We start from the raw sequence: 20,974 nt of genomic DNA on the forward strand, positions 1-20,974 counted from the left end.
AAAGACATCAGCCCTGCCACGGATCCAGCACGACAACGCCCGCGCCTTCGAAATCCCTGATATTACGCGTAACCACGGTCAGGCCGAGAACCAGGGCGGTTGCGGCAATCAGAGCATCCACTTCATTGCGCCGATCCGGAATATGCAGATGCGCGCAGCGTGTGGCGATCGCGTCATCGACCGGCAGGATACGGCCGGCGAACGCCGGTCGTACCTGATTTTCCAGCCATGCACGCAGGCGAGCCCCCTGCGCCGCATCGCGGCGCTGCACGCCGAGTATCCCCCGTTCCAGCTCCAGGATCGTGATGGCGGAGATGCATAAGCTCGCGGTGTCTTGCGCCCCGGCCCATGCGATCACATTGGCATCTGCCTTGCCGTCTCCGACCTTACGCAATTCGGAAACAACATTGGTATCCAGCAAATATTTCAAGAGAGATCGACCCCGCGCGGGGCGATCTCAACACGAGGCGGGTCGAAGTCGATATCTGACAAACCCGGCATGAAGAGAGCATCGACCAGGCTGCGGCGCTTGCCGGTGAGGCGCTCGAATTCGTCATAGGTCATCAACACGTGGGATGGCTTGCCACGATCCGTAATGATGACAGGACCATTTTGCGCCGCCTTCTTTGCCCTGCTCACGTCGTGATTGAGTTCGCGGCTGGAAAGACTTGTCACGTTCATCACGCATCTCCATGTAGGTACATACCTACATATAGTATTTGAAGGATGCAAGGCAAGTCAGATCGCATGCCTCGGGCGTGTTGGCTTCCCAGGTAATCTCTGATCTAGTCTGGACTCTCCGCCGCGCAGACCAGCCGCGGCCCCCTGGCATTCGAAACGAGCGAGAGCTGTATTCTCATGACCACTCACCGCTTCATTCCGACGCGTTTTCACAATGTTCTCGGCTCACTTGCGCCGGCGCTGCATATCGCCGACGGCGATACGGTCGTCACCGAGACGCTCGACGCCGTCGGCTATGATAAGGACGGCATCCGGCGGACATCCGGTCCGAACCCGATGAACGGCCCGATCTTCGTGGATGGCGCCGAGCCCGGAGATGCGCTGAAGGTCGAGATCATCAGCATGGTTCCGACCAGGGGCACCGGCTTTACCCGGAGCATCGTCGCGGCCAATGTCATCGATCCCGAAACGGTTCGCGACCTGCCGTCGCGGGATATGGCGATCTGGGCCATCGACCGCGAAGCGCTGACCGTCCGGCTATCCGAGCCGGTCGCCGGCCTCGAAAACTTCGTTCTGCCGCTTGCCCCGATGATCGGCTGTTTCGGCGTGGCGCCCAGCCTCGGTCAGGCGATCTCGACGGCGACCAGCGGCGAATATGGCGGCAACATGGATTATCGCCTGTTCGGCCCCGGCACGAGCGTTCGTTTTCCGGTATCGGCTCCAGGCGCGCTGTTCTTTCTCGGCGATTGCCATGCCGTGCAGGGCGATGGTGAGATCGTCGGCACCGGCGTCGAGACCACTTTCGAAGTCACGGTTCGGCTGACGGTGGAAAAGAAGGCCGGACTGGTCTGGCCGCGCGGAGAAACCGCCGAAGACATCTTCGCCATCGGCAATGCCCGGCCCCTCGATCAGGCGCTTCAGCATGCCACAAGCGAAATGCTGAATTGGCTCGCCTCGGATTACGGCCTCGATAGAACGGCGGCAAGCCATCTCTTGGGACAGGTGGTGCGTTACGACGTCGGCAACGTCTTCGATCCGGCCTATACGATGGCCTGCCGTGTCGCGAAGAAATGGCTGGTCCGCCGATCGTGACAAGCCGGCATCTGCTTCAGTCGTAGCGCGACAGAAAGCCGGAAACGGTCGCCAGGCAAAGCTGTTTTTCCTCGACATGAGGCATGTGGCTGGAATTTTCGAAGAGCACCCATTCGCAGCCGGGAACGCGTCCAAGGTAGGGCTTTACCACCAGGGGCGTCGCCTCGTCATATTTCCCCGAAATCAGCAGCGTCGGCGCCTCGATGCGGTCGAGCCGGTCTTCGATCGTCCAGTCCTTCATCGTGCCGATGACGTGAAACTCGGTCGGGCCGTTCATGTTGCGGTAGACGGTATTGTCCTCGTCCATGATCGCAAAGGTCCGCGCCACTTCCGGCGGCCACGGAACCACACGGCAGACATGGCGGTCATAGAAGACCCGTGAGGCGGCGATGTAGTCAGGATCGGTGAGGCTTCCCGCCAGTTCGTGTTTGAGCAATGTGTCCTGCACCTCTTTCGGCAGCTCCTTCCTCAGCCGGTTCGCTTCCGAAACCCAGGTGTGCATGTTGGCCGGCGAGTTGGCGATGACAAGCGCCTGCAGGCCTGGCGGCCGGCGTACCGCATGCTCGGCGCCGAGCATGCCGCCCCAGGACTGGCCGAGGAAGGCATAACGATGCTGGATGCCTATATGGGTAAGCAGCGCGTCCAGCTCTTCAAGAAACAGACCGACCGTCCAGAAATCCGGTCCCTTATCAGGAAGCCGGGTGGAATTGCCGTTGCCGAGCTGGTCGTAGTGGATGACCGGGCGGCCGTCGAGGGCGGCGATATCCTTGAAGGAATCGACATAATCATGTGTGCAGCCGGGTCCGCCATGAGCGACGACGAGGGGCAGCTTGCCGCTCTCCAGCGAGCCGGTGATGCGATACCAGGTGCGATAGTCGCGAAAGGGCAGATAAGCTTCATTCGTCGCGATTTCGGTCACCGGCGTCTCCATCTCTGGTCTGTTGAAGACCATAACGCGACGGTAGCGGCGACGGCAGCTATCACAAGTTATAGGGTGGCCAGGTCTGCGTCGGCCGTTCTTCGAGCAGGCGGTAATGGGTGGCGCGTACGACGGCCTGCGTGCGGTTGCGGGCGCCGAGTTTCTTTGCCGCGGCGTTGAGATGCATGACCACGGTCGGCACCGAACGGTCGATGATGCGGGAGATTTCCTTGGCCGAATAACCTTCTGCCGAATGGCGCAGGCATTCGCGTTCCCGCTCTGTCAGCCGAACCGTGCCGACGCTCCTCGCCTTCCGGTCGAAAAGCGAATAGGCGGTCTCGTGGAAGACATGGGCCAGCAGGTTGAAGTCGGCAATATAGCGGAGCGCATGCCGTTCGAAATCGTTGTTGCGGCCGAACCGGATGCCGGTGACGGTGGCATAGTCGCCGCGTGGCATGTGAACCGGGACGGTGACGCCGGTCGACATGTCGCGTTCGCTCAGATAGCGCGTCACCGGCGCGGTGTCCTCGCTCATGAAGCCCTTGATCAGCGTGTCGGCATCGGGATCGTAATTCCAGAAGAAGGGTGCGGAGGTGCGCAGCGCCACCTGCTGCACCGGATCGATGCGGAAATACCCGCGATCGAACCAGTAATCGTGCATGTCGTCCGAAATGTTCCTGAGCTTCAGTAGCGACGGTATCATGATCGCGCCGTCGAGATCGTAGGGCACCGGCGTATAGTCGTAGATCAGCGCCTCGAAGCCGATCTGCTTCATCGCCTCGAAGGCCTGGTCGATCCGGCCGTCCAGCGTTTCATGCGCTGTAAACTGCCGTCTGATCGTTCCAATGTCGTCAAGCATGGGCTGCTCCGGTTTCGACGTGGCGCCCTACCCTATCACTTCTTATAGCTGGCACGGAACGCGATTTCCGGTAAAAAATTAACCACGCCCAAATATTGAGCAAGTGAAAACCTTCTGCCGGAGCGGTCAATGTGGCGTGAAATACAGCCGGACGAGCGATTCGAGATCGATGTCGATGGCTATCGCGTCGTTGCCTACAGTTTCGGGACTGGCAGCGAGACGATTTTCTGCCTGAACGGCGGGCCGGGTCTGCCCTGCGATTATCTGCGCGAGGCGCATTCTTGTCTCGTCGACAATGGTTATCGTGTCATCGCTTTCGACCAGCTCGGCACCGGCGCTTCCGATCGGCCGGACGAACCCTCGCTCTGGACGATCGGCCGGTATGTCGAAGAGACGGAGACGGTGCGCAAGGCGCTGGGGCTCGGCAAGGTCCACATGCTCGGCCATTCCTGGGGCGGGTGGCTGGCGATCGAATATGCGCTGACTTACGCTCAGAACCTCAAGACCCTGATTCTCGAGGATACCGTCGCCGACATCCCGCATCTAATTTCGGAACTGGAACGGCTGCGCGCCGCACTCGGTCCCGAAACCGTCTCGATGATGCAGAAGCACGAGGCGCAGGGCACCTACAATCATCCCGAATATCTCGCCGCCGTCACCATCCTCAACTACCGCCATGTCTGCCGTCTGCCGGAATGGCCGGCGCCGGTCCGCCGCTCGCTCGACGACTGGAACATGGCGCCCTATGAGACGATGCAGGGGCCGAACGAGTTTCTCTATATCGGCAACCTCAAGGACTGGAACCGCATTGCCGATCTGCCGCGGCTGACGCTGCCTGTGCTGATCACTGCGGGAGAACATGACGAGCTGACACCGGCCTGCGCGCTGAGGATGAAGCTGGCGCTGCAGAATGCCGAGCTCAAGGTGTTTGCCAATGCCAGCCATATGCCATTCTATGAGAACCCGCAGGAATATTATCCGGCGCTTCTCGATTTTCTGGCCCGGCACGAGGCAGGCTGATGCAAGAGGGAGCGGACCGGAGCCGACGAAGTCAAAGGGGCGATCGCCGTCATGCATCGCTATAAATTCGTTCTGACGCGACCGTTGCAGTTCCTGCCCGTCATTTTCGGCATCAGCGTCATCACTTTCATTCTGGTCCGCCTGATCCCCGGTGATCCCGCCCGCAATATCCTCGGCACGCGCGCGACGCCGGCAGCCCTTGCCAGCATCCGCGCCCAGTACGGCCTCGATCAGCCGATGTGGCTGCAATATCTCTATTTCCTCAAGAATCTCGCCAATGGCGAGATGGGCAAGTCGATCCTCTACAAGATCGACGTGCTGAAGCTGATCGTCACCCGCATCGAGCCGACGCTGGCGCTGGTCGCCTCCAGCGTCATATTGTCGGTGCTAATTGCCGTGCCGATGGCGGCGATCGCTGCGCGCAATGCCGGCCGTGCGCCGGATCATGCGGTGCGCATCGTCTCGACCTTCGGCATCGGTTTTCCGCCCTTCTGGCTGGGGCTGATGCTGATCATCCTCTTCAGCGTCGAACTCGGCGTGCTGCCGGTTTCCGGCTACGGCGCGACCATCGGCGACAAGTTTTCCCATCTTGTGCTGCCGAGCCTGACGGTGGCGCTGTCGCTCTCGACCGTTTTGACGCGAAGCCTGCGGGCGGCGATGATCGAAGCGCTGAAGTCGGATGTCGCGACGGCGGCACGTGCCCGCGGCATGCCGGAAGGCATCGTCTTCTGGCGGCATGTGCTGCCGAATTCGCTGGTGCCGACGATCAACCTGCTTGCCGTCAATATCGGCTGGCTGATCGGCGGCACGGTGGTGGTCGAGAGCGTCTTTGCGCTGCCCGGCATGGGGCAACTGCTTGTCAGGGCGATCTTTTCGCGCGACTACATGGTGGTTCAGGGCGTCGCCATGGTCTTTGCCTGCGCCACCGTGCTCATCAATTTCATCGCCGACATCGTCACTGTCGCCGTCGATCCGAGGGTGAAGTTATGAGCGTCGAGGCGATCGTCCCTGCATCGCCCGGCTGGCGCCGGTTTTTCCGCAGGCGGCCGATGCTTGCCGTCGGTGCCGGCCTGTTGCTGTTTTTCGTCCTGCTGGCAGTCGGCGCGCCCGTCATCGCGCCCTACGATCCGATCATGCAGAATGCCGAGGTGCGGCTGCAGGCGCCTTCCTTGTTACATCCGTTCGGCACCGACAATTTCGGCCGCGATATCCTTTCCCGCGTCATCTGGGGCGCGCGCATCGACCTGCAGATGGCCCTGATCGGCGTCATCTTCCCCTTTCTGATCGGCACGACCGTCGGCACGGTCGCCGGCTTCTTCGGCGGCATCGTCGATGCGCTGTTCATGCGCCTCGTCGATATCATCCTCGCCTTCCCCTTTCTCGTGCTGATGCTGTCGATCATAGCGATCCTCGGCCCCGGCCTCGGCAGTTTCTACATATCGATGGCGCTGGTCGGCTGGGTTTCCTATGCGCGGCTGATCCGGGCGCAGATGCTGGTGCTGAAGAGCAGCGACTATGCCGTTGCCGCCGTCAGCCTCGGCTTCAGCCGCCCGCGCATCATGTTCCGTCACCTGCTGCCGAACGCAATCGCCGGATCGATCGTTTTTTCGATGTCGGATGCGACGCTGGTGCTGCTGAGCGGCGCCGCCGTCAGCTATCTCGGTCTCGGCGTCCAGCCGCCGATCGCCGAATGGGGGGTGATGGTCGCGGAAGGACAGAGTTTCATCACCACCGCCTGGTGGATCACCCTATTCCCCGGCCTCTCCATCGTCTGCCTCGCCTTCGGTTTCAGCATGCTGGGCGATGCGCTCGGCGAGTTGCTGGGGGTGCACGAATGAGCGGCTCCCTGCTCTCCGTGCGCGATCTCACAGTCAGCGCCCATCTCGATTCCGGCCCGCGCACCCTGCTCGACGCCGTCTCGCTCGACCTCGGCAAGGGCGAGGTCCTCGGTCTCGTCGGCGAGAGCGGCTCGGGCAAGAGCCTGTTCTGCCGTTCGCTGGTGCGGCTGCTGCCCTCTTCGCTCTTGAAGATCGACAGTGGCTCGGTGCTGCTCGAAGGGCGCGACCTCATGCGGGTCGACGACGGCGAGATGCTGAAGGTGCGCGGCGGTGAGATCGGCATGATCTTCCAGAACCCGACCAGCCATCTCGACCCAGTGATGCGGGTCGGCGAGCAGATCGCCGAGGGCATACGCTATCACGAGGGCCTCGGCGCCCGCGGGGCCCGCGCTGCTGCGACTGATATCCTGGCGCAGGTCGGTTTCCCCGATCCGAAGCGTCAGTACGACAGCTATCCGCACCAATTTTCCGGCGGCATGCGGCAGCGGGCGATGATCGGCGTGGCTCTCTCCTGCAATCCGAAGATCCTGATCGCCGACGAGCCGACGACGGCGCTCGATGTGACCATCCAGGCGCAGATCCTGCGGCTGTTGATCGACATTCGCGACCGGCGCGGCCTGTCGATCATTCTCATCACCCATGACCTCGGCATCGTCGCCCAGACCTGCGACCGCATTGCCGTGATGCGCGGCGGCAAGCTTCTTGAAGCGGGGCCGAAGCGGGCGATCCTGGCGCGGCCGCAGCATCCCTATACGATTAGCCTGATCGACAGCCACCCTTCGATATCGGGCGAGACTCCCGCGTCGTCGCCCGCGGTGGCGGACGCCGGCCGGCCGCCAGGACCATTGCTTGAAATCGACGATCTCCATGTGCGGTTCAGAGCCGGCGGCGGCCTGCTGAAGGGCGGCGCCAAGTCGATCAGCGCAGTTTCCGGCGTCAGCCTGCGGATCATGGCCGGGGAGACGGTCGGCATCGTCGGTGAGTCCGGCAGCGGCAAGAGCACACTTGCTCGCGCCGTGCTTGGCCTTACGCCGCTTTCCTCCGGCCATGTCACCTTCGACGGCGTCGATCTGGCGCTGCAGAAGGGTGCGGGCCTGGCAAAACTCAGGCGCGAGACGGCGATGGTCTTCCAGGACCCCTATAACGCGCTCAATCCGCGATTGACGATTGGCCAGATGCTTGCCGAGGTGCTGAAGGTGCAAGGCAAAGTGGCCAAGGCGGATATCACGGCGCGGATCGACGCGCTGCTCGATCTCGTCGGCCTCGAACGCGAATTCGCCGGCCGCAAACCGCGCAGCATGAGCGGCGGCCAGTGTCAGCGCGCCGGCATCGCCCGGGCCCTCGCCGTCGACCCGAAGATGATCATCGCCGATGAATGCGTCGCCGCCCTCGACGTCACCATTCAGGCGCAGATCATCGAACTCTTCCGCGAGCTCACGGCGAAGATGAACCTGACGCTGATCTTCATTGCCCATGATCTCGCGATCGTCCGCAATCTCTGCGAACGCGTGGTCGTCATGTATCGCGGCGAGATCGTCGAGGAAGGCCGCTGCGAAGAGGTGTTCGCGCGGCCGAATCATGCCTATACGGCGGCGCTGATAGCCGCCATTCCCGACATCGATCCCGACAAGCCGCTGCTGCAGGGCGCCGGCGGCAAGGAGGATCTACAATCGATGCCGATCCAACCCGTCAAACGCATGCCATAACAACGAAGGGAACGAACTCATGACAAACAGGTGGAAATCAATCGGGCTCGCAGCCTTGCTCGCCGGCCTGACGCTCAGCACAAGCTATGCCGAAGCCGCCGGTGTGCTCACCATCGGCCGCCGCGAGGATTCGACGACGTTCGATCCGATCAAAACAGCCCAGAACATCGACAACTGGGTATTCTCAAACGTCTACGACGTGCTGATCCGCGTCGACAAGACAGGCACGAAGCTGGAGCCCGGTCTTGCCGAAAGCTGGACGGCCTCGGATGATGGCCTGACCTACACGTTCAAGATTCGCGACACGAAATTCTCGGACGGTTCGCCGCTGACGGCGGAAGACGCAGCCTACAGCCTGCTGCGCATTCGCGACGACCCCGCTTCGCTCTGGAGCGATTCCTACAAGGTGATCGATACGGCGGTGGCGACCGACGCGCATACGCTGACGATCAAGCTCAAGAACCCGTCAGCGCCGTTCCTGTCGACGCTGGCGCTGCCGAACGCCTCCGTCATCTCCAAGAAGGGCATGGAATCGCTGGGGGCCGACGCCTACGGTGAAAAGCCGATCGCATCCGGCGCCTTCGTGATCGAGGAATGGCGGCGCGGCGACCGGGTCATCCTGAAGAAGAACCCGAACTTCTGGCAGGCCGACCGCGTCAAGCTGGACGGCGTCGAATGGATCTCGGTGCCCGACGACAATACCCGCATGCTGAACGTCCAGGCCGGCGAGCTGGATGCGGCTATCTTCGTGCCCTTCTCCCGCGTCGAGGAACTGAAGAAGGATCCGAACCTCAATGTCGCTATCGATTCCTCGACGCGTGAGGATCATTTGCTGATCAACCATGCGCATGGCGCGCTCGGCAAGAAGGAAATCCGCCAGGCGCTGGATCTTGCGATCGACAAGAACGCGATCGTCGATACCGTCACCTTCGGCCAGGGCACCGTCGCCAATTCCTACATTCCGAAGGGTGCGCTCTATTATTATGCCGACAATCTGCAGCGGCCTTATGATCCCGCCAAGGCCAAGGAGATGCTGGCGGCCGCCGGCGCCTCCGACCTGACGCTGAATTACGTGGTTCGCGCCGGCGACGAAGTCGACGAGCAGACGGCCGTCCTGGTTCAGCAGCAGCTGCAGAAGGCCGGCATCACCGCCAACCTGCAGAAGGTCGATCCGAGCCAGGAATGGGACATGCTCGTTGCCGGCGATTACGACATTTCGGTCAACTACTGGACCAATGACATTCTCGATCCGGACCAGAAGACCACCTTCGTCCTCGGCCACGATTCCAACAACAACTATTTGACCAACTATAAGAACGGGGCGGTGAAGGAACTGGTCGCCAAGGCGCGTCTCGAGCTCGACCCGAAGAAGCGTGAAGCGATGTATGTCGATCTGCAGAAGATGTCCAAGGACGACGTCAACTGGATCGACCTTTATTACAGCCCCTATATCAACGTCACGCGCAAGAATATCGAGAACTTCTACCAGAACCCGCTCGGCCGCTTCTTCCTGGAGGATACGGTCAAGAACTGAGTTCGGGCAGCATGCAAATGCTCCGTCGCCGTAAAGGCGGCGGAGCTTCATTTTTGCTGCGACACCTGGCTGGGGCGTGCTTACTCGGCGGCCGCCGCGAGCTTGTCCTGCGTCCTGGTGTCGAAGTCGCTGGCGTCGTGGCGTTCATGCAACTGGCCCGACGGTTCGCCGGAAGTCCGGTTGACCATGCGTCCGCGCTGCACGGCCGGGCGGCTGAAGATCGCATCGGCCCAGCGCTGGACGTTCTTATAGTCCTCGACCTGCAGGAATTCGGCCGCGCCGTAGGTCCAGCCCTTCACCAGCCCGCCATACCACGGCCAGATGGCAATATCGGCGATCGTATATTGGCTGCCGGCCAGATATCCGCTTTCCGCAAGGCGGCGATCGAGCACGTCGAGCTGACGCTTCACCTCCATGGCGAAGCGGTCGATCGCATATTCGATCTTCGTCGGCGCATAGGCGTAGAAGTGGCCGAAGCCGCCGCCGAGATAGGGCGCGCTTCCCATCTGCCAGAACAGCCACGACAGGCATTCTGCGCGCTCGCTTGGCTCAGTCGGCAGGAAAGCGCCGAATTTCTCGGCGAGATAAGTGAGGATGGCGCCGGATTCGAAGACGCGGATGGGCTTTTCGCCGCTGCGGTCCATCAGCGCCGGGATCTTGGAGTTGGGATTGACCTTGACGAAACCGCTGCCGAACTGGTCGCCATCGCCGATGCGGATCAACCAGGCGTCATATTCCGCGCCGCTATGGCCAAGCGCCAGCAGTTCCTCGAGCATGATCGTGACCTTCTGGCCGTTCGGCGTGCCGAGCGAATAAAGCTGCAGTGGATGACGGCCGATCGGGAGCTCCTTCTCATGCGTCGGCCCTGCGATCGGGCGATTGATGTTGGCGAACTGGCCGCCATTCGCCTTGTTCCAGGTCCACACCTTCGGGGGTACGTAATCGGAAGAACCGCTCATCTTTTCAAACTCCTGGCATTGGTCGGATAGAGCGCGGCGCCCGGTTGGACGGCCCGCATTTTCCTTGACATAGCAGAGGCGATGAGGGTTTGTCACAGGTCTCGGACCTGTTTCACGCAATCGTCAGAGTCTTGGCAAAGTTCAAGAAAACGGCGGTTCAGGCGTCCGCTTCGGCAAGACGCCTGCCCGTTAAGGCCGAAAACAGACGTTCGCTGGCCGCCCACAAGGTGTCCCCTGGTCGGCGATGACAAACTGATCCGGCCTGGCCGTAGCTGACCCGCTCGCCGGGATCGGCCGTGCCGGGACGCAGCGTTCCGCTCAGGCCGCCCCGTCGCCTTCGTGATTGACCGCCGTCCTCGTGCCGGAGGAGAACATGATCAGGGCGAAGAGTGGTTCGGTGCCGAGGGCGCGCGCCCAATGGCGGACATTGCGGGGAATGCGGATCGCATCGCCTGCTTCGAGCTGGTAAAGGGCGTCGCCGAGCTTGTGCTCGCAAAGGCCGGAAACGACATACAGGATTTCCTCGCAGTCGGGATGCGAGTGCAGCTGGTTGCGCTCACCGGGATTGATGCGGCAGGTACCGAAGGTCATCTCGGCGCCGGGCGTGCCGTCGCCGGTGATCTTCCAGTTGAGTTCGCCCCATGTCGTCGGCATGAATTCGCCGCCGGCTTTCCTGAAAATGACATCTGTCTCGGTCAAGGCCGTCTTTCCCCTGTTCAGAAATTTGTGGTGACGCCGGCATCCGCGCGTCGATAGAATTCGAAGAGCTTCATGATCTCGCGGGCAATTTCGAGTGTGCCGCGGGTGATCGATGTGCCGGAAAGGATCGCATCCGTCAGATGCAGGATCTCCGGCACGTAGCCCAGATAGAAGAGGTTGTTGTTGTAGAGCTGGCCGAGCGAATGCTCCGGCTCGTAGAACAGGGCGGCATTCTCGTCCGGCTGGATGAAGCTTGCGGCGCGGCCATAGGACGGCAGGTCCGCCTTGCGGAAGTAAGTCAGCCGGCTGCCGTTTTCGACAATGGCGTTGGCGCCTTCGCCGATGACCTCGACCCGCTCGAATATACTGCCGCCCGATTGGCCGGCGGCCAGATGCAGCATGCCGATCGCGCCGGAGCGGAAACGCAGACTGGTGACGGTGGCCCCCGTCAGTGCTTCCCATTCATAGCTGGCGCGTTCAACCTCGCCGCCGAGGAAGTTGAGGATCGCGCCGGGATGATAGATGTGATCGAGGAAGCTCTGCATCCTGACGAGATCGGCGCGCTCTTCCGGCTTCGGCAGGCTCTGGGGATAACGGACATTGATCGAGGTCAGCCTGCCGAAACCGGGCGAGCCGATCAGGTCCCTGAGCTTCTCGATCGTCGGGAAGAAGGTCTTCTTGAGACCGGTCATCACCATGCGGCCGGCCGCAGCACTGGCCGCCTGCAGCCTTTCGATGTCTTCCAAAGTCGCGGCGGTCGGTTTTTCCATCCAGACATGCGCACCCGCGGCGAGCGCGTCGAGCGCCAGATCCGTTGCCTGCACCCGGCCGTCGGGATGATAGGCGGTAACGAGAAAGACCAGCTCCGGCCTTTCCTGCTCGAGCATATGGCGGTGATCGGTATAGGCTTTGCCGGCACCGAAAAGCTTGGCGAATTTTTCGGCGCGGGAAAGATCGAGATCGCAGACGCCGGCGAGCTCGACCGGCGTATAACGCAGCGCCGGGTAGATATTGCGGTAGGCATGGCCGCCGGCGCCGATAAAGCAGGCTTTGATGCGGTGGTCGAATTCGAAATTGTAACGGATTTCCCGCTGGACGTGATGCGACATGGTCAGCCCTTGATTGCTCCCTGCGTCAGCCCCTCGGTGAAGCGGCGCTGCATCAGGATGTAGAGAAGAATGATCGGCAGGAATGAAATGACCGTCCCGGAGAAGACCAGGCGGTAATCGGACGCATAGGTGCTGGCGAAACGGACTAGCCCGAGCGGCAGCGTCTGCACCTCCGGACTTATCAGCACGATCAGCGGCAGGAAGAAGTCGTTCCAGGTGGAGAGCGCGCTAATGATGACGAGCGCCTGCACCGCCGGCGTCGAGATCGGCAGGAAAACCTTGGTGAGGATCTGGACATGCGAGGCGCCGTCGATCTTGGCGGCCTCGATCAGGTCATCCGGCATGCCGATGAAGAAGCTCCGCATCAGGAAGATGCCGAAGGGAATGCCGTTGCTCACCTGCACCAGCACGATTCCAGCAAGCGTGTTGACGAGGTCGAGCCCGAAGAGCACCTGGTAGAGCGGAATAACGATGGCCTGGACCGGTACGGTGAGGCCGAGGATGAAGGCGTAGAACAGCCATTCCCGGCCGGGAAAGCGGATCTTGGCCAGTGCGTAGCCGGCAGGTGCGCATGTCAGCAGCGACAGGATGACGACGCCGATGAGATTGATGAGGCTGTTGCCGACGAGGTCGCCGAATCCGCCGATCTGCCAGGCATCCAGATAGTTCCGCCACATCAGATCGGCGGGCCAGGTGAAGGGATCGGCCTGGCCGATTTCGGCCTCGGTCTTGAAACTCGAGATCACCAGCCAGATGAAGGGGGCAAGGATCAGGATCAGCGCTGGGGTCAGCGCCAGCGCCACCGGCCATTCGCGATTGCGGGCACTCATTGGGACAGCCTCGCGCGCCAGCGGTTGAAGACGATGGTGATGACAATGGCCAGCAGGCTGAGCAGGATGCAGAGCACCGCTGCCAGTCCGTGATCCTGGGATTGGAAGGCGAGCCGGTAAATATAGGTGGTGATCAGTTCGCTTTGGTAGAAGGGGCCGCCATTGGTCATGACGAAGACCGTGGCGAAGCCCTTCAGGCCGTTGATCATCGCCAGCGAGACAACGAAGGTCATCACCTCGCGAAGCCCCGGCAGCGTCACATGGATCAGCTGCTGGAAGGCGTTGGCGCCGTCCACCTCAGCCGCGTCGTAGAGCGAGCGGTCGATATTCTGCAGGCCGGCGATAAAGAGCAGCATGTAGAGGCCGAAGCCCTGCCACGAGCTTGCGACATTGACGGAAAAGAGCACCAGGGCGGGATCGGAAAGCCAGCCTTGCGTGAAGGAACCAAGCCCGATCCGCGTCAGCGTCGTGTTCAGGAGGCCGAAGAAGGGATCGTAGATATTGGCCCAGATGACGCCGACCACCGCCAGCGACACCAGATGCGGCAGGAAAAAGGCGGTGCGGAAGAAGACCTGGGTGATCCTGAGCCGGCTGACGGCGAGCGCCAGCAGCAGGCCGAGCCCGCCTGCCATCACCACATGGTATGCGAGCCAAACGAACGTATGGACGAGGCTCTTCCAGACGATCGGATCATGCGCCGCCTTCGCGTAATTGCCGAAGCCGACGAAGCTCGCGGACGTGTTGAAGCCGGCCGAACTGTTGAAACTCAGCCAGAAGGTAGCGGCGATCGGCAGCAGGGTGAAGACGGCGTAAAGGCCGAGCGCCGGTGCCATCAGCCAGAATGCGGTGCCGGCATCGCCATCGGCTGAGCCGGACCCGGCCGCCCGGCGTTTGGACATACGGACGAATGTGCCGCCCGTATGTCCCGCCGCGGCAGGTCCGGTGCTGAGAGGAGCCACGACCTTGCTGCCTGATGTTTCGGGGATGGCCACTATTTCGCCTCTGCCATCTTCGCCTGGATCTGCTTCATGCCTTCCTCGCCGCCGATCTGGCCGGAGATCAAGCCCTGGATGACTTGGAAATAGGTGTCGAGCACGGTGCCGGGCAGATAGACGCTCGGATTGTAGCCGACGCCGCCTGCGGCTGCGGCGAAGATATCCTTGAGTACCGGGGTCGGCGGCTCGACGCCGGGGATTTCCCGCGGATAGATCATCGTGCTTGCCGGATCCTGCGCGCGTTTCTTCATCACCGCATCCGACAGCATGAAGTCGATCCATTTCATCGCCAGTTCCGGCTGCCTCGAATTCACGGGCACCAGCCAGCTCCAGCCGACGCCGCCGGTCGGCATCGCCGCGCCCTTGATGTCGGAGGGCATCGGCGCATAACCGGCATTCGACAGGTCATAACCGGCCTTGCGGGCATTGGCGGTGAACCAGGGGCCGGCAACGAACATGGCGGCGCGCTTGTTGAACCAGAGCCGCGAGGCACCATCGAGATCGAGCCCGGCCATCTCCTTCTTGATGTCGCCCGCCTCGACCAGCTTCTGCAGCCGGATGGCGCCGGCGGCGACGGACGGGTCGTCCCAGGCGATCTCGCGGCGCAAGGCCTTGCCGATCACCTCCTTGCCGCTCGCCGACTGCAGCAGGTTGCCGAAGAGATGACCGGCGCTGCCTGTTGTACGCGGGCCGATGGCGATCGGCTGCAGGCCGGCCTCCTCGATCGATTTCATCAGCGTTTCGAATTCGCTCCAGGTCGACGGGATCTTCCAGCCGGCCTGCTCGAAAATGTCCTTGTGATACCAGATGCCCAGCGCATCGAGCCCATCGGGAACCTCATAGATCTCGCCGCCGAACTGGCCCTTCAGCTCGGTGTACAGCCAGGGATAGATCTTGTCCTTCCAGCCGCGCTTTTCGTATTGCTCAGTGAGCGGGATCACCTGCTTGGCGTTTTTGACGACGCTGATACGGCCGATACCTGAATTGGTAAGGATCACGTCGGGACCGGCGTCCGACTGGATGGCGGCCTGCACCGCGCCGTTGCTGATCGTGCCGGTCGGCGGCATGAATTCGACGGTCACACCGGGATTGGCCTTTTCGAAATCGGCCTTGATGCCGTTCCAGAGCTGCGCGACCAACGGTTCGGTGATCTGTTCGGGACCCCACATTTTCAGGGTTTCGGCGTGCGCCGGCGAGCTTACGGCGATCATCGCCGCCAGTGCCGAGCCGCGGGTAAGAAATTTCAGCATTGTTCCCTCCTCCGGACCGCTCCCCGGCCCAAGTTTTTAGATTGTCGAAGGAGACCTCCCTCTCCTTCGTTTTCCCCGGCTAACCCTTCTGAAACCGCGCCATGACGGCCTGCTGGACATCGCTGATATGCGCGTGCATCAGCGCCTTGGCGCGGGCAATGTCGCGGGCCTTGAAAGCCTGCAGGATCTGATCGCGCTCCTCGGCGGCTCTTTCGGCTAGATCGCGGCTTTCATTGGCTATCGAGCGGCAGATCTGTATCTGCAGCGCGAGCCGCGCCAGCGTCTCGATCAGCGGCAGGCTCCCGGAAAGCTCGGCAATCGTCTCGTGAAATTCCTTGTCGCGCGTGCCGTAAGTCTCCATGTCGCCGCGGCGCAGCGCGGCCACTGCCTCATCCAGGATGCGTTCGAAGTCGGCAATATGCCGGTCGCTCATCTGCGGAACGGCGAGCTCGACGGCAAAACATTCGAGCGTCTTGCGCAGATTGTAGAGGTCGTCGATCTCCTTCGGCGTGAAGCTGCGCACGAAGAAGCCGCGATAGGGCTTGATCTCGATCAGCCCCTCCTTAGCCAGCGTGCCGATCGCCTCGCGGAACGGCGTGCGGCTGACCTGCAGCCGTTCCGTCAGTTCCTTTTCATCGATCGACACGCCGCTCGGCAATTCGCCGGAGACGATCAGGCGAACGATTTCCTCGTAGATCCGCTCTCGAAGGGTGAGGTGGCGCGGTGCGTTCATGGTCTCCATTTCCGTCTGGCATTCGAGGATTAAGTATGCAATATACGAAAGAATATACAATATGGAAAATACAAAATCGGGAATTTTATCGAAAACACACAGGCAAAGTTCAAAAAAGGGGAGGAAAGCAATGGGAAAGGTCTATGTCATCGGCACTTGCGACACCAAGCGAGCGGAACTGCGCTACGCCCAGGAGGTGATTAATGCGGCCGGCGCCGATGCCGTGCTGGTCGATGTCGGCACGCTTGGGGAGGATGCCGGCGCCGATATCCGGGCGCGCGAGGTCGCCCAATTTCATCCCGAGGGTGCGGCGGCTGTGCTCGGGCAGACCGATCGAGGGACGGCGGTTTCGGCCATGGCCAAGGCGCTGACGACCTTCCTGACATCACGCGGCGATATCGGCGCCGTCCTCGGCCTCGGCGGAACCGGCAATACCGCGCTCGTCACGGAAGCAATGCGCGCACTTCCGATCGGTCTGCCGAAACTGATGGTCTCAACGGTCGCCTCCGGCAATGTCGCGCCCTATGTCGGGCCGAACGATATCACCATGATGTATTCGGTCGTCGATGTCGCCGGCCTGAATGCCATTTCGCGCAAGGTGATCGGCAATGCGGCGAACGCGGCGGCCGGCATGGCCCGCAATCCTATCCCCGCCTCGAGCAATGATCGGCCGGGTATCGGCATGACCATGTTCGGCGTCACCACGGCCTGTGTCACGCAGGTGCGCGAGACACTCGGCAAGACGCACGAAATCTACGTCTTCCACGCCACCGGCGTCGGCGGCCAGTCAATGGAGAAGCTTGCCGATTCCGGCCTGCTGCAGGGCGTAATTGATGTGACGACGACGGAGGTTCCGGATCTCCTTGTCGGCGGCGTCTTTCCGGCGACCATGGATCGCTTCGGCGCCATCATCCGCACCGGCCTGCCCTATATCGGCTCGGTCGGCGCCGTCGATATGGTGAATTTCGGCGCGCGGGAAACCGTGCCTGTGCCTTTCCAAGATCGGAGGTTGCACGTCCACAATGCGCAGGTGACGCTGATGCGCACCACGCCGGAAGAAAATCGCCGGATCGGCGCTTTCATCGTCGAACGGCTGAACCGCATGCAGGGGCCGGTCCGTTTCCTGCTGCCACTGCAAGGCGTGTCGGCGATCGACGCCGCCGGCCAGCCCTTCCACGATCCGGACGCCGATGCGGCGCTGTTTACGGCCATCCGCGATGGCTGGCGCGATGCGGAAAACAGGCGTCTCGTCGAGGTCGACGCCCATATCAACAGCCCGGAATTCGCCGCGGCACTCGTCGCCAACTTCCATGACATCCATGACTGAGGAGACAGTTTTGACCCGCATCGACAGAAAAGGCATTCTGAACACGCTTCGCCGCAAGATCGCCGAGGGCCGGCCGATCATCGGCGGTGGAGCCGGCACCGGCCTTTCGGCCAAGAGCGAGGAAGCCGGCGGCATCGACCTGATCGTGATCTACAATTCCGGGCGCTACCGCATGGCCGGGCGCGGCTCGCTGGCGGGCCTGCTCGCCTATGGCAATGCCAATGAGATCGTCAAGGAGATGGGCCGCGAGGTTCTGCCGGTCGTGCGTCATACGCCGGTGCTGGCCGGCGTCAACGGCACCGATCCCTTCATGCTGCCCCATCACTTCCTCGACGAGTTGAAGGCGATGGGTTTTGCCGGCATCCAGAATTTCCCCACAGTCGGACTGATCGACGGCACCTTCCGCGCCAATCTCGAAGAAACCGGCATGGGCTTCGATCTCGAGATCGACATCATCGCCCGCGCCCACGCCAAGGACATGCTGACGACCCCTTATGTCTTCAGCCGCGAGGACGCCGTCGCCATGACCAAAGCCGGCGCCGATATCGTGGTCTGCCACCTCGGCCTGACCACGGGCGGCGCGATCGGCGCCGAAACGGCGCTGACGCTCGACGGATGCGTGGAGAAGATCAATGCATGGGCCGATGCCGCGCGGTCGGTGCGCGACGACGTCATCGTGCTCTGCCATGGCGGCCCGATCTCCATGCCGGCGGATGCCGCCTATGTGCTCGCCCGCTGCAAGGGCTGCAACGGCTTCTACGGCGCAAGTTCGATGGAGCGGCTGCCGACCGAGATCGCGATCCGCGCGCAGGTCGAGGACTTCACCAAGATATAGGCGTGGCTTGGACCGGCCGAGTGCCAGCTGCCGGCGCCTCCCTCGCGGGGCGCCGGCAGCGGAAGAGCTAGGGCATGACCATCGCGCCGGTTTCCGACGGGCCGAGGACTTCGTCCAGCTGCCTGACGAGGGCGCGGTCGCCGTCCACATCCGCCGCCAGCCGGGAGAAAAGATCGGCCATACCCCGAAAAATCGTTGCCGCCGGATCGTCCTCTCCGAGGAAATCGGCGATCTCCTGCATTTCGGCAACCCAACGATAGGCCTTCGGATACATATCGGGAATGGATTTCGACAGCTTGCGCTCGATATCGGGAAGGCTTTCCGCGAGTTCGGCCGTCAGGCTTTCGGCAGCACCCGAACGCGATGCGGCAAGCAGCATTGCGGCACCAAGCCCGGCAAATCCCTTGTTAATGCCGGCATAACACATCTTCAGCGCAGATGCCGCGCCGAGCGGTCCATCGAGCCTGCGGACCTTCAGGCCATGTTTTTCAAGCAGCCGGCTCCGCTCCGCGCTATCGCCGCTGATATAGAGTGTCGGACCTGATTTGCCGGCAACCGGCGGACCTCCGATGATGGCGCCATCCAGGACTTCTACCCAGCTGCCTTCAAACCGCGCCGCCAGTGCCTGCATCGTTTTCGGCGCAATCGCATTGAGGTCGATGAAGGGCGGCGGCGCGGGATTCTCCAGTGATATTTCGGCGATGAGGCCGGCGACGCTCATTGCCTCCGCCGGCGGAACGATCGATAGGACCAGCTCTGTCTTCGTCAACTCCTCGAGCGCGACCGGAATCATCCCGGCTGCTTGCGCTCGTGCGATCGTCGGCTCGCTCCGGCCGTCGAGATAGGTCAGCACCGTGGCGCCATGGTCGATCAGACGTTTGGCGACGGCGCTTCCCATCGCGCCCGATCCGATGATTGCGATATTGCCCATGTGAACCTCGATGATTGACGATATCGCGGTAAAGCTATTGCCGACGGCCGTGCCGTCAACTGCGACGATCCGCCCCGAGCCCCTCCAGATGGCCGCTTCCTGCGTTGCGATGTTGCGGCATTTCTGCTTGATATCGGTCAAAGCAGAGGTGGCCGGCGCCGGTATGATCAGTGCGCCTACTCGTATTCGGGAAGATTGAACTCAATGTATCGGACGATCATCTGCGGCATCGGCATGGGTTCCCGGGAAACGGCAATCCGCCTCCTGCGCCGGGCGGCGGCGCTGTTGGACCACGGCGGCAGCATCGTCGTCCTGCACGTCGTCGAGAATATTCCGCACCGCCACCTCATGGATCTTCCGGAGGAATTCGAGACGACGGCGATGGCCGACGCCGAAAGGAAGCTCGTATCGCTCTGTCGGGAATTGGGTGTTCCGGCAACGGTCGAGGTTCGCATCGGCGTTGCGGCCTCCATGCTCGTGTCGGCCGCCAAGGAGAGATCGGCCGATCTCATCCTGCTGTCATCGCATGTCCCCGATATCACCGACTACGTCTTTTCCTCGATCGTCGAGAAGGTCTTGCGCCACGCGGGCTGCTCGGTGCTCATCGATCGCGGTCCCGATCAGTTGCAGGAAGACGGGGCGCTGTTGTAGCTCTCCACAGCCTCCCCTCCCCTCCGGCGCCCTGACCACCTATATTTCAGGCAAATCAACGGCAGAATTGGCTGCCTGAGCGGAGACATGCATGAGCCAGGATCCCTATGAGCTTCTGGGCGTGAAGCGGGATGCGTCGCAAAAGGATATTCAAAGCGCGTTCCGTAAGCTTGCCAAGAAACTGCACCCCGACCTGAACCCCGGCGACCGGAAGGCCGAGGAGCGTTTCAAGGAAATTTCGACCGCCTACGAGATTTTGAGCGACGAAGAGAAGCGCGGACGCTTCGACCGCGGCGAGATCGATATGACGGGCGCTGAGCGGGCGCAGCGCAGCTATTATCGCGACTATGCCTCGGCCGGCGGCACCGATAATCCCTATCGCAGCAACGCCGGCTTCGCAGACTTCGGCGATGCCGACGACATCTTTGCGAGCTTCTTTTCACGCCGCACCGGCGGCGGCCGGGCGCGCAGCCAAGGCCAGGACCGGCGCTTTTCGATGGAGGTCGATTTTCTCGAGGCCATCAACGGCACCAGGACCGAGGTCAAGCTTCCGGATGGCCCCGCGCTAGAGGTGGGGATCCCGCCGGGAACGCGCGACGGCCAAACCTTGCGGTTGCGCGGCAAGGGGGTGCCGGGTGCTGGCGGCGGGCCGGCAGGCGATGCGCTCATCGAAATCCGTGTGCGTCCACACCGCTTCTTCACGCGCGACGGCGACGACATCCGCCTGGAGCTGCCGATTTCGCTCGGCGAAGCGGTGCTAGGGGGCAAGGTTCGCGTCCCCACGCCTTCAGGCCCTGTCAATCTGACGCTGCCGCCTCATTCCAACACCGGAAAAGTCCTGCGCCTCAAGGGCAAGGGCGTTCCGAAGCGCGGCGGCGGGCACGGCGACGTCTATGTCTCCCTGAAGATCGTCTTGCCCGATCAGCCTGATGAACGGCTGACGTCCCTGGTGAAGGAATGGGCGGCGGCACATCCACACGATCCGAGGAAGAACATGGAGGCCTGA

Annotated in this window: 22 protein-coding genes; 10 read left to right on the forward strand and 12 right to left on the reverse strand. The window is 62.1% G+C overall.

The genetic code is table 11. The features are described from left to right. Positions 1 to 7 precede the first annotated feature (7 nt). Both N2597_RS24320 and N2597_RS24325 read right to left on the reverse strand, forming a co-directional pair. A complete protein-coding gene (locus N2597_RS24320; RefSeq protein ID WP_096763203.1) occupies positions 8 to 430 on the reverse strand; it encodes a type II toxin-antitoxin system VapC family toxin in 423 nt (140 codons plus the stop codon). Beyond that, the gene (locus tag N2597_RS24325; RefSeq protein WP_004677292.1) at positions 427 to 681 is read right to left on the reverse strand and encodes a type II toxin-antitoxin system Phd/YefM family antitoxin; all 255 of its coding nucleotides are present in this window, start codon (positions 679 to 681) and stop codon (positions 427 to 429) included. The genes N2597_RS24320 and N2597_RS24325 overlap by 4 nt, the downstream gene beginning before the upstream one ends. 177 nt (positions 682 to 858) lie before the next feature. On the opposite strand from N2597_RS24325, the gene N2597_RS24330 reads away from it, so the two are divergent. Next, on the forward strand, positions 859 to 1,773 hold the full coding sequence (locus tag N2597_RS24330; protein WP_183595882.1) for an acetamidase/formamidase family protein: 915 nt from the start codon (positions 859 to 861) through the stop codon (positions 1,771 to 1,773). A 16-nt stretch (positions 1,774 to 1,789) separates the two neighbouring features. Here the strand turns inward: N2597_RS24330 and N2597_RS24335 are convergent, their stop codons facing one another. Continuing rightward, positions 1,790 to 2,692: a proline iminopeptidase-family hydrolase gene (locus N2597_RS24335; RefSeq protein WP_106796949.1), complete on the reverse strand. Its 903-nt coding sequence runs from the start codon at positions 2,690 to 2,692 to the stop codon at positions 1,790 to 1,792. 61 nt (positions 2,693 to 2,753) lie between these two features. After that, positions 2,754 to 3,551, reverse strand: coding sequence for a helix-turn-helix transcriptional regulator (locus tag N2597_RS24340; protein ID WP_037146061.1), 798 nt, complete (start codon positions 3,549 to 3,551; stop codon positions 2,754 to 2,756). Positions 3,552 to 3,680: 129 nt separating this feature from the next. Here N2597_RS24340 and N2597_RS24345 point away from each other — a divergent pair, with 129 nt between their 5' ends. The 5 genes from N2597_RS24345 to N2597_RS24365 are packed head-to-tail and all read left to right on the forward strand — an operon-like array spanning position 3,681 to position 9,649. After that, positions 3,681 to 4,571, forward strand: a complete 891-nt coding sequence (locus tag N2597_RS24345; RefSeq protein WP_183595884.1) for a proline iminopeptidase-family hydrolase — start codon at positions 3,681 to 3,683, stop codon at positions 4,569 to 4,571. 51 nt (positions 4,572 to 4,622) lie between these two features. After that, entirely contained in the window at positions 4,623 to 5,561 is a 939-nt protein-coding gene (locus N2597_RS24350; RefSeq protein ID WP_096763206.1) for an ABC transporter permease, read from the forward strand. After that, positions 5,558 to 6,409, forward strand: a complete 852-nt coding sequence (locus tag N2597_RS24355) for an ABC transporter permease (RefSeq protein ID WP_096763207.1) — start codon at positions 5,558 to 5,560, stop codon at positions 6,407 to 6,409. Before N2597_RS24350 ends, N2597_RS24355 begins: the two co-directional genes overlap by 4 nt. Further along, positions 6,406 to 8,115, forward strand: coding sequence for a dipeptide ABC transporter ATP-binding protein (locus N2597_RS24360; protein ID WP_183595886.1), 1,710 nt, complete (start codon positions 6,406 to 6,408; stop codon positions 8,113 to 8,115). The genes N2597_RS24355 and N2597_RS24360 overlap by 4 nt, the downstream gene beginning before the upstream one ends. Before the next feature lie 19 nt (positions 8,116 to 8,134). Continuing rightward, complete coding sequence (locus N2597_RS24365; protein ID WP_183595888.1) at positions 8,135 to 9,649, forward strand: ABC transporter substrate-binding protein; 1,515 nt, start codon at positions 8,135 to 8,137, stop codon at positions 9,647 to 9,649. Positions 9,650 to 9,729: 80 nt separating this feature from the next. Here the strand turns inward: N2597_RS24365 and yghU are convergent, their stop codons facing one another. The 7 genes from yghU to N2597_RS24400 all read right to left on the reverse strand — a co-directional run bounded on the left by yghU (position 9,730) and on the right by N2597_RS24400 (position 16,224). After that, on the reverse strand, positions 9,730 to 10,608 hold the full coding sequence (gene yghU, locus N2597_RS24370; protein ID WP_183595890.1) for a glutathione-dependent disulfide-bond oxidoreductase: 879 nt from the start codon (positions 10,606 to 10,608) through the stop codon (positions 9,730 to 9,732). 318 nt (positions 10,609 to 10,926) lie between these two features. Continuing rightward, entirely contained in the window at positions 10,927 to 11,307 is a 381-nt protein-coding gene (locus tag N2597_RS24375) for a cupin domain-containing protein (protein ID WP_096763211.1), read from the reverse strand. 17 nt (positions 11,308 to 11,324) lie between these two features. Then, positions 11,325 to 12,416: a Gfo/Idh/MocA family protein gene (locus N2597_RS24380; RefSeq protein ID WP_096763212.1), complete on the reverse strand. Its 1,092-nt coding sequence runs from the start codon at positions 12,414 to 12,416 to the stop codon at positions 11,325 to 11,327. Positions 12,417 to 12,418: 2 nt separating this feature from the next. Further along, positions 12,419 to 13,246, reverse strand: a complete 828-nt coding sequence (locus tag N2597_RS24385; RefSeq protein WP_106796870.1) for a carbohydrate ABC transporter permease — start codon at positions 13,244 to 13,246, stop codon at positions 12,419 to 12,421. After that, positions 13,243 to 14,238 carry a carbohydrate ABC transporter permease gene (locus N2597_RS24390; protein WP_096763214.1) on the reverse strand — a complete coding sequence of 332 codons (996 nt, stop codon included), beginning with the start codon at positions 14,236 to 14,238 and terminating at the stop codon, positions 13,243 to 13,245. The genes N2597_RS24385 and N2597_RS24390 overlap by 4 nt, the downstream gene beginning before the upstream one ends. Next, positions 14,238 to 15,491 (reverse strand): ABC transporter substrate-binding protein, encoded by a 1,254-nt coding sequence (locus N2597_RS24395; protein WP_106796871.1) that lies wholly within the window; start codon positions 15,489 to 15,491, stop codon positions 14,238 to 14,240. The genes N2597_RS24390 and N2597_RS24395 overlap by 1 nt, the downstream gene beginning before the upstream one ends. 79 nt (positions 15,492 to 15,570) lie before the next feature. Beyond that, on the reverse strand, positions 15,571 to 16,224 hold the full coding sequence (locus N2597_RS24400; RefSeq protein ID WP_040112929.1) for a GntR family transcriptional regulator: 654 nt from the start codon (positions 16,222 to 16,224) through the stop codon (positions 15,571 to 15,573). Between the two features lie 130 nt (positions 16,225 to 16,354). Between N2597_RS24400 and N2597_RS24405 the strand changes: the two genes are divergently transcribed. Together N2597_RS24405 and N2597_RS24410 are read left to right on the forward strand one after the other, a co-directional pair. Further along, complete coding sequence (locus N2597_RS24405; protein ID WP_106796872.1) at positions 16,355 to 17,551, forward strand: Tm-1-like ATP-binding domain-containing protein; 1,197 nt, start codon at positions 16,355 to 16,357, stop codon at positions 17,549 to 17,551. Then, entirely contained in the window at positions 17,544 to 18,386 is an 843-nt protein-coding gene (locus N2597_RS24410; RefSeq protein ID WP_341356245.1) for a phosphoenolpyruvate hydrolase family protein, read from the forward strand. Before N2597_RS24405 ends, N2597_RS24410 begins: the two co-directional genes overlap by 8 nt. 67 nt (positions 18,387 to 18,453) lie before the next feature. Here the strand turns inward: N2597_RS24410 and N2597_RS24415 are convergent, their stop codons facing one another. Then, positions 18,454 to 19,317, reverse strand: a complete 864-nt coding sequence (locus N2597_RS24415; protein ID WP_106796950.1) for an NAD(P)-dependent oxidoreductase — start codon at positions 19,315 to 19,317, stop codon at positions 18,454 to 18,456. Positions 19,318 to 19,521: 204 nt separating this feature from the next. Here N2597_RS24415 and N2597_RS24420 point away from each other — a divergent pair, with 204 nt between their 5' ends. Together N2597_RS24420 and N2597_RS24425 are read left to right on the forward strand one after the other, a co-directional pair. Next, positions 19,522 to 19,968, forward strand: coding sequence for a universal stress protein (locus N2597_RS24420; protein WP_183595892.1), 447 nt, complete (start codon positions 19,522 to 19,524; stop codon positions 19,966 to 19,968). A gap of 91 nt (positions 19,969 to 20,059) precedes the next feature. Beyond that, entirely contained in the window at positions 20,060 to 20,974 is a 915-nt protein-coding gene (locus N2597_RS24425) for a DnaJ C-terminal domain-containing protein (RefSeq protein ID WP_183595894.1), read from the forward strand.

It is taken from the genome of Rhizobium sophoriradicis, assembly GCF_025200795.1.
Lineage (GTDB): Bacteria > Pseudomonadota > Alphaproteobacteria > Rhizobiales > Rhizobiaceae > Rhizobium > Rhizobium sophoriradicis.

Excerpts from the sequence above, each read along its gene's own strand:
- N2597_RS24325 (WP_004677292.1), bottom strand. The coding sequence starts at position 681 with ATGAACGTGACAAGTCTTTCCAGCCGCGAACTCAATCACGACGTGAGC.
- N2597_RS24330 (WP_183595882.1), top strand. The coding sequence starts at position 859 with ATGACCACTCACCGCTTCATTCCGACGCGTTTTCACAATGTTCTCGGC.
- N2597_RS24340 (WP_037146061.1), bottom strand. The coding sequence starts at position 3,551 with ATGCTTGACGACATTGGAACGATCAGACGGCAGTTTACAGCGCATGAA.
- N2597_RS24345 (WP_183595884.1), top strand. The coding sequence starts at position 3,681 with ATGTGGCGTGAAATACAGCCGGACGAGCGATTCGAGATCGATGTCGAT.
- N2597_RS24350 (WP_096763206.1), top strand. The coding sequence starts at position 4,623 with ATGCATCGCTATAAATTCGTTCTGACGCGACCGTTGCAGTTCCTGCCC.
- N2597_RS24355 (WP_096763207.1), top strand. The coding sequence starts at position 5,558 with ATGAGCGTCGAGGCGATCGTCCCTGCATCGCCCGGCTGGCGCCGGTTT.
- N2597_RS24360 (WP_183595886.1), top strand. The coding sequence starts at position 6,406 with ATGAGCGGCTCCCTGCTCTCCGTGCGCGATCTCACAGTCAGCGCCCAT.
- N2597_RS24365 (WP_183595888.1), top strand. The coding sequence starts at position 8,135 with ATGACAAACAGGTGGAAATCAATCGGGCTCGCAGCCTTGCTCGCCGGC.
- yghU (WP_183595890.1), bottom strand. The coding sequence starts at position 10,608 with ATGAGCGGTTCTTCCGATTACGTACCCCCGAAGGTGTGGACCTGGAAC.
- N2597_RS24380 (WP_096763212.1), bottom strand. The coding sequence starts at position 12,416 with ATGTCGCATCACGTCCAGCGGGAAATCCGTTACAATTTCGAATTCGAC.
- N2597_RS24385 (WP_106796870.1), bottom strand. The coding sequence starts at position 13,246 with ATGAGTGCCCGCAATCGCGAATGGCCGGTGGCGCTGGCGCTGACCCCA.
- N2597_RS24395 (WP_106796871.1), bottom strand. The coding sequence starts at position 15,491 with ATGCTGAAATTTCTTACCCGCGGCTCGGCACTGGCGGCGATGATCGCC.
- N2597_RS24400 (WP_040112929.1), bottom strand. The coding sequence starts at position 16,224 with ATGAACGCACCGCGCCACCTCACCCTTCGAGAGCGGATCTACGAGGAA.
- N2597_RS24405 (WP_106796872.1), top strand. The coding sequence starts at position 16,355 with ATGGGAAAGGTCTATGTCATCGGCACTTGCGACACCAAGCGAGCGGAA.
- N2597_RS24410 (WP_341356245.1), top strand. The coding sequence starts at position 17,544 with ATGACTGAGGAGACAGTTTTGACCCGCATCGACAGAAAAGGCATTCTG.
- N2597_RS24415 (WP_106796950.1), bottom strand. The coding sequence starts at position 19,317 with ATGGGCAATATCGCAATCATCGGATCGGGCGCGATGGGAAGCGCCGTC.
- N2597_RS24420 (WP_183595892.1), top strand. The coding sequence starts at position 19,522 with ATGTATCGGACGATCATCTGCGGCATCGGCATGGGTTCCCGGGAAACG.
- N2597_RS24425 (WP_183595894.1), top strand. The coding sequence starts at position 20,060 with ATGAGCCAGGATCCCTATGAGCTTCTGGGCGTGAAGCGGGATGCGTCG.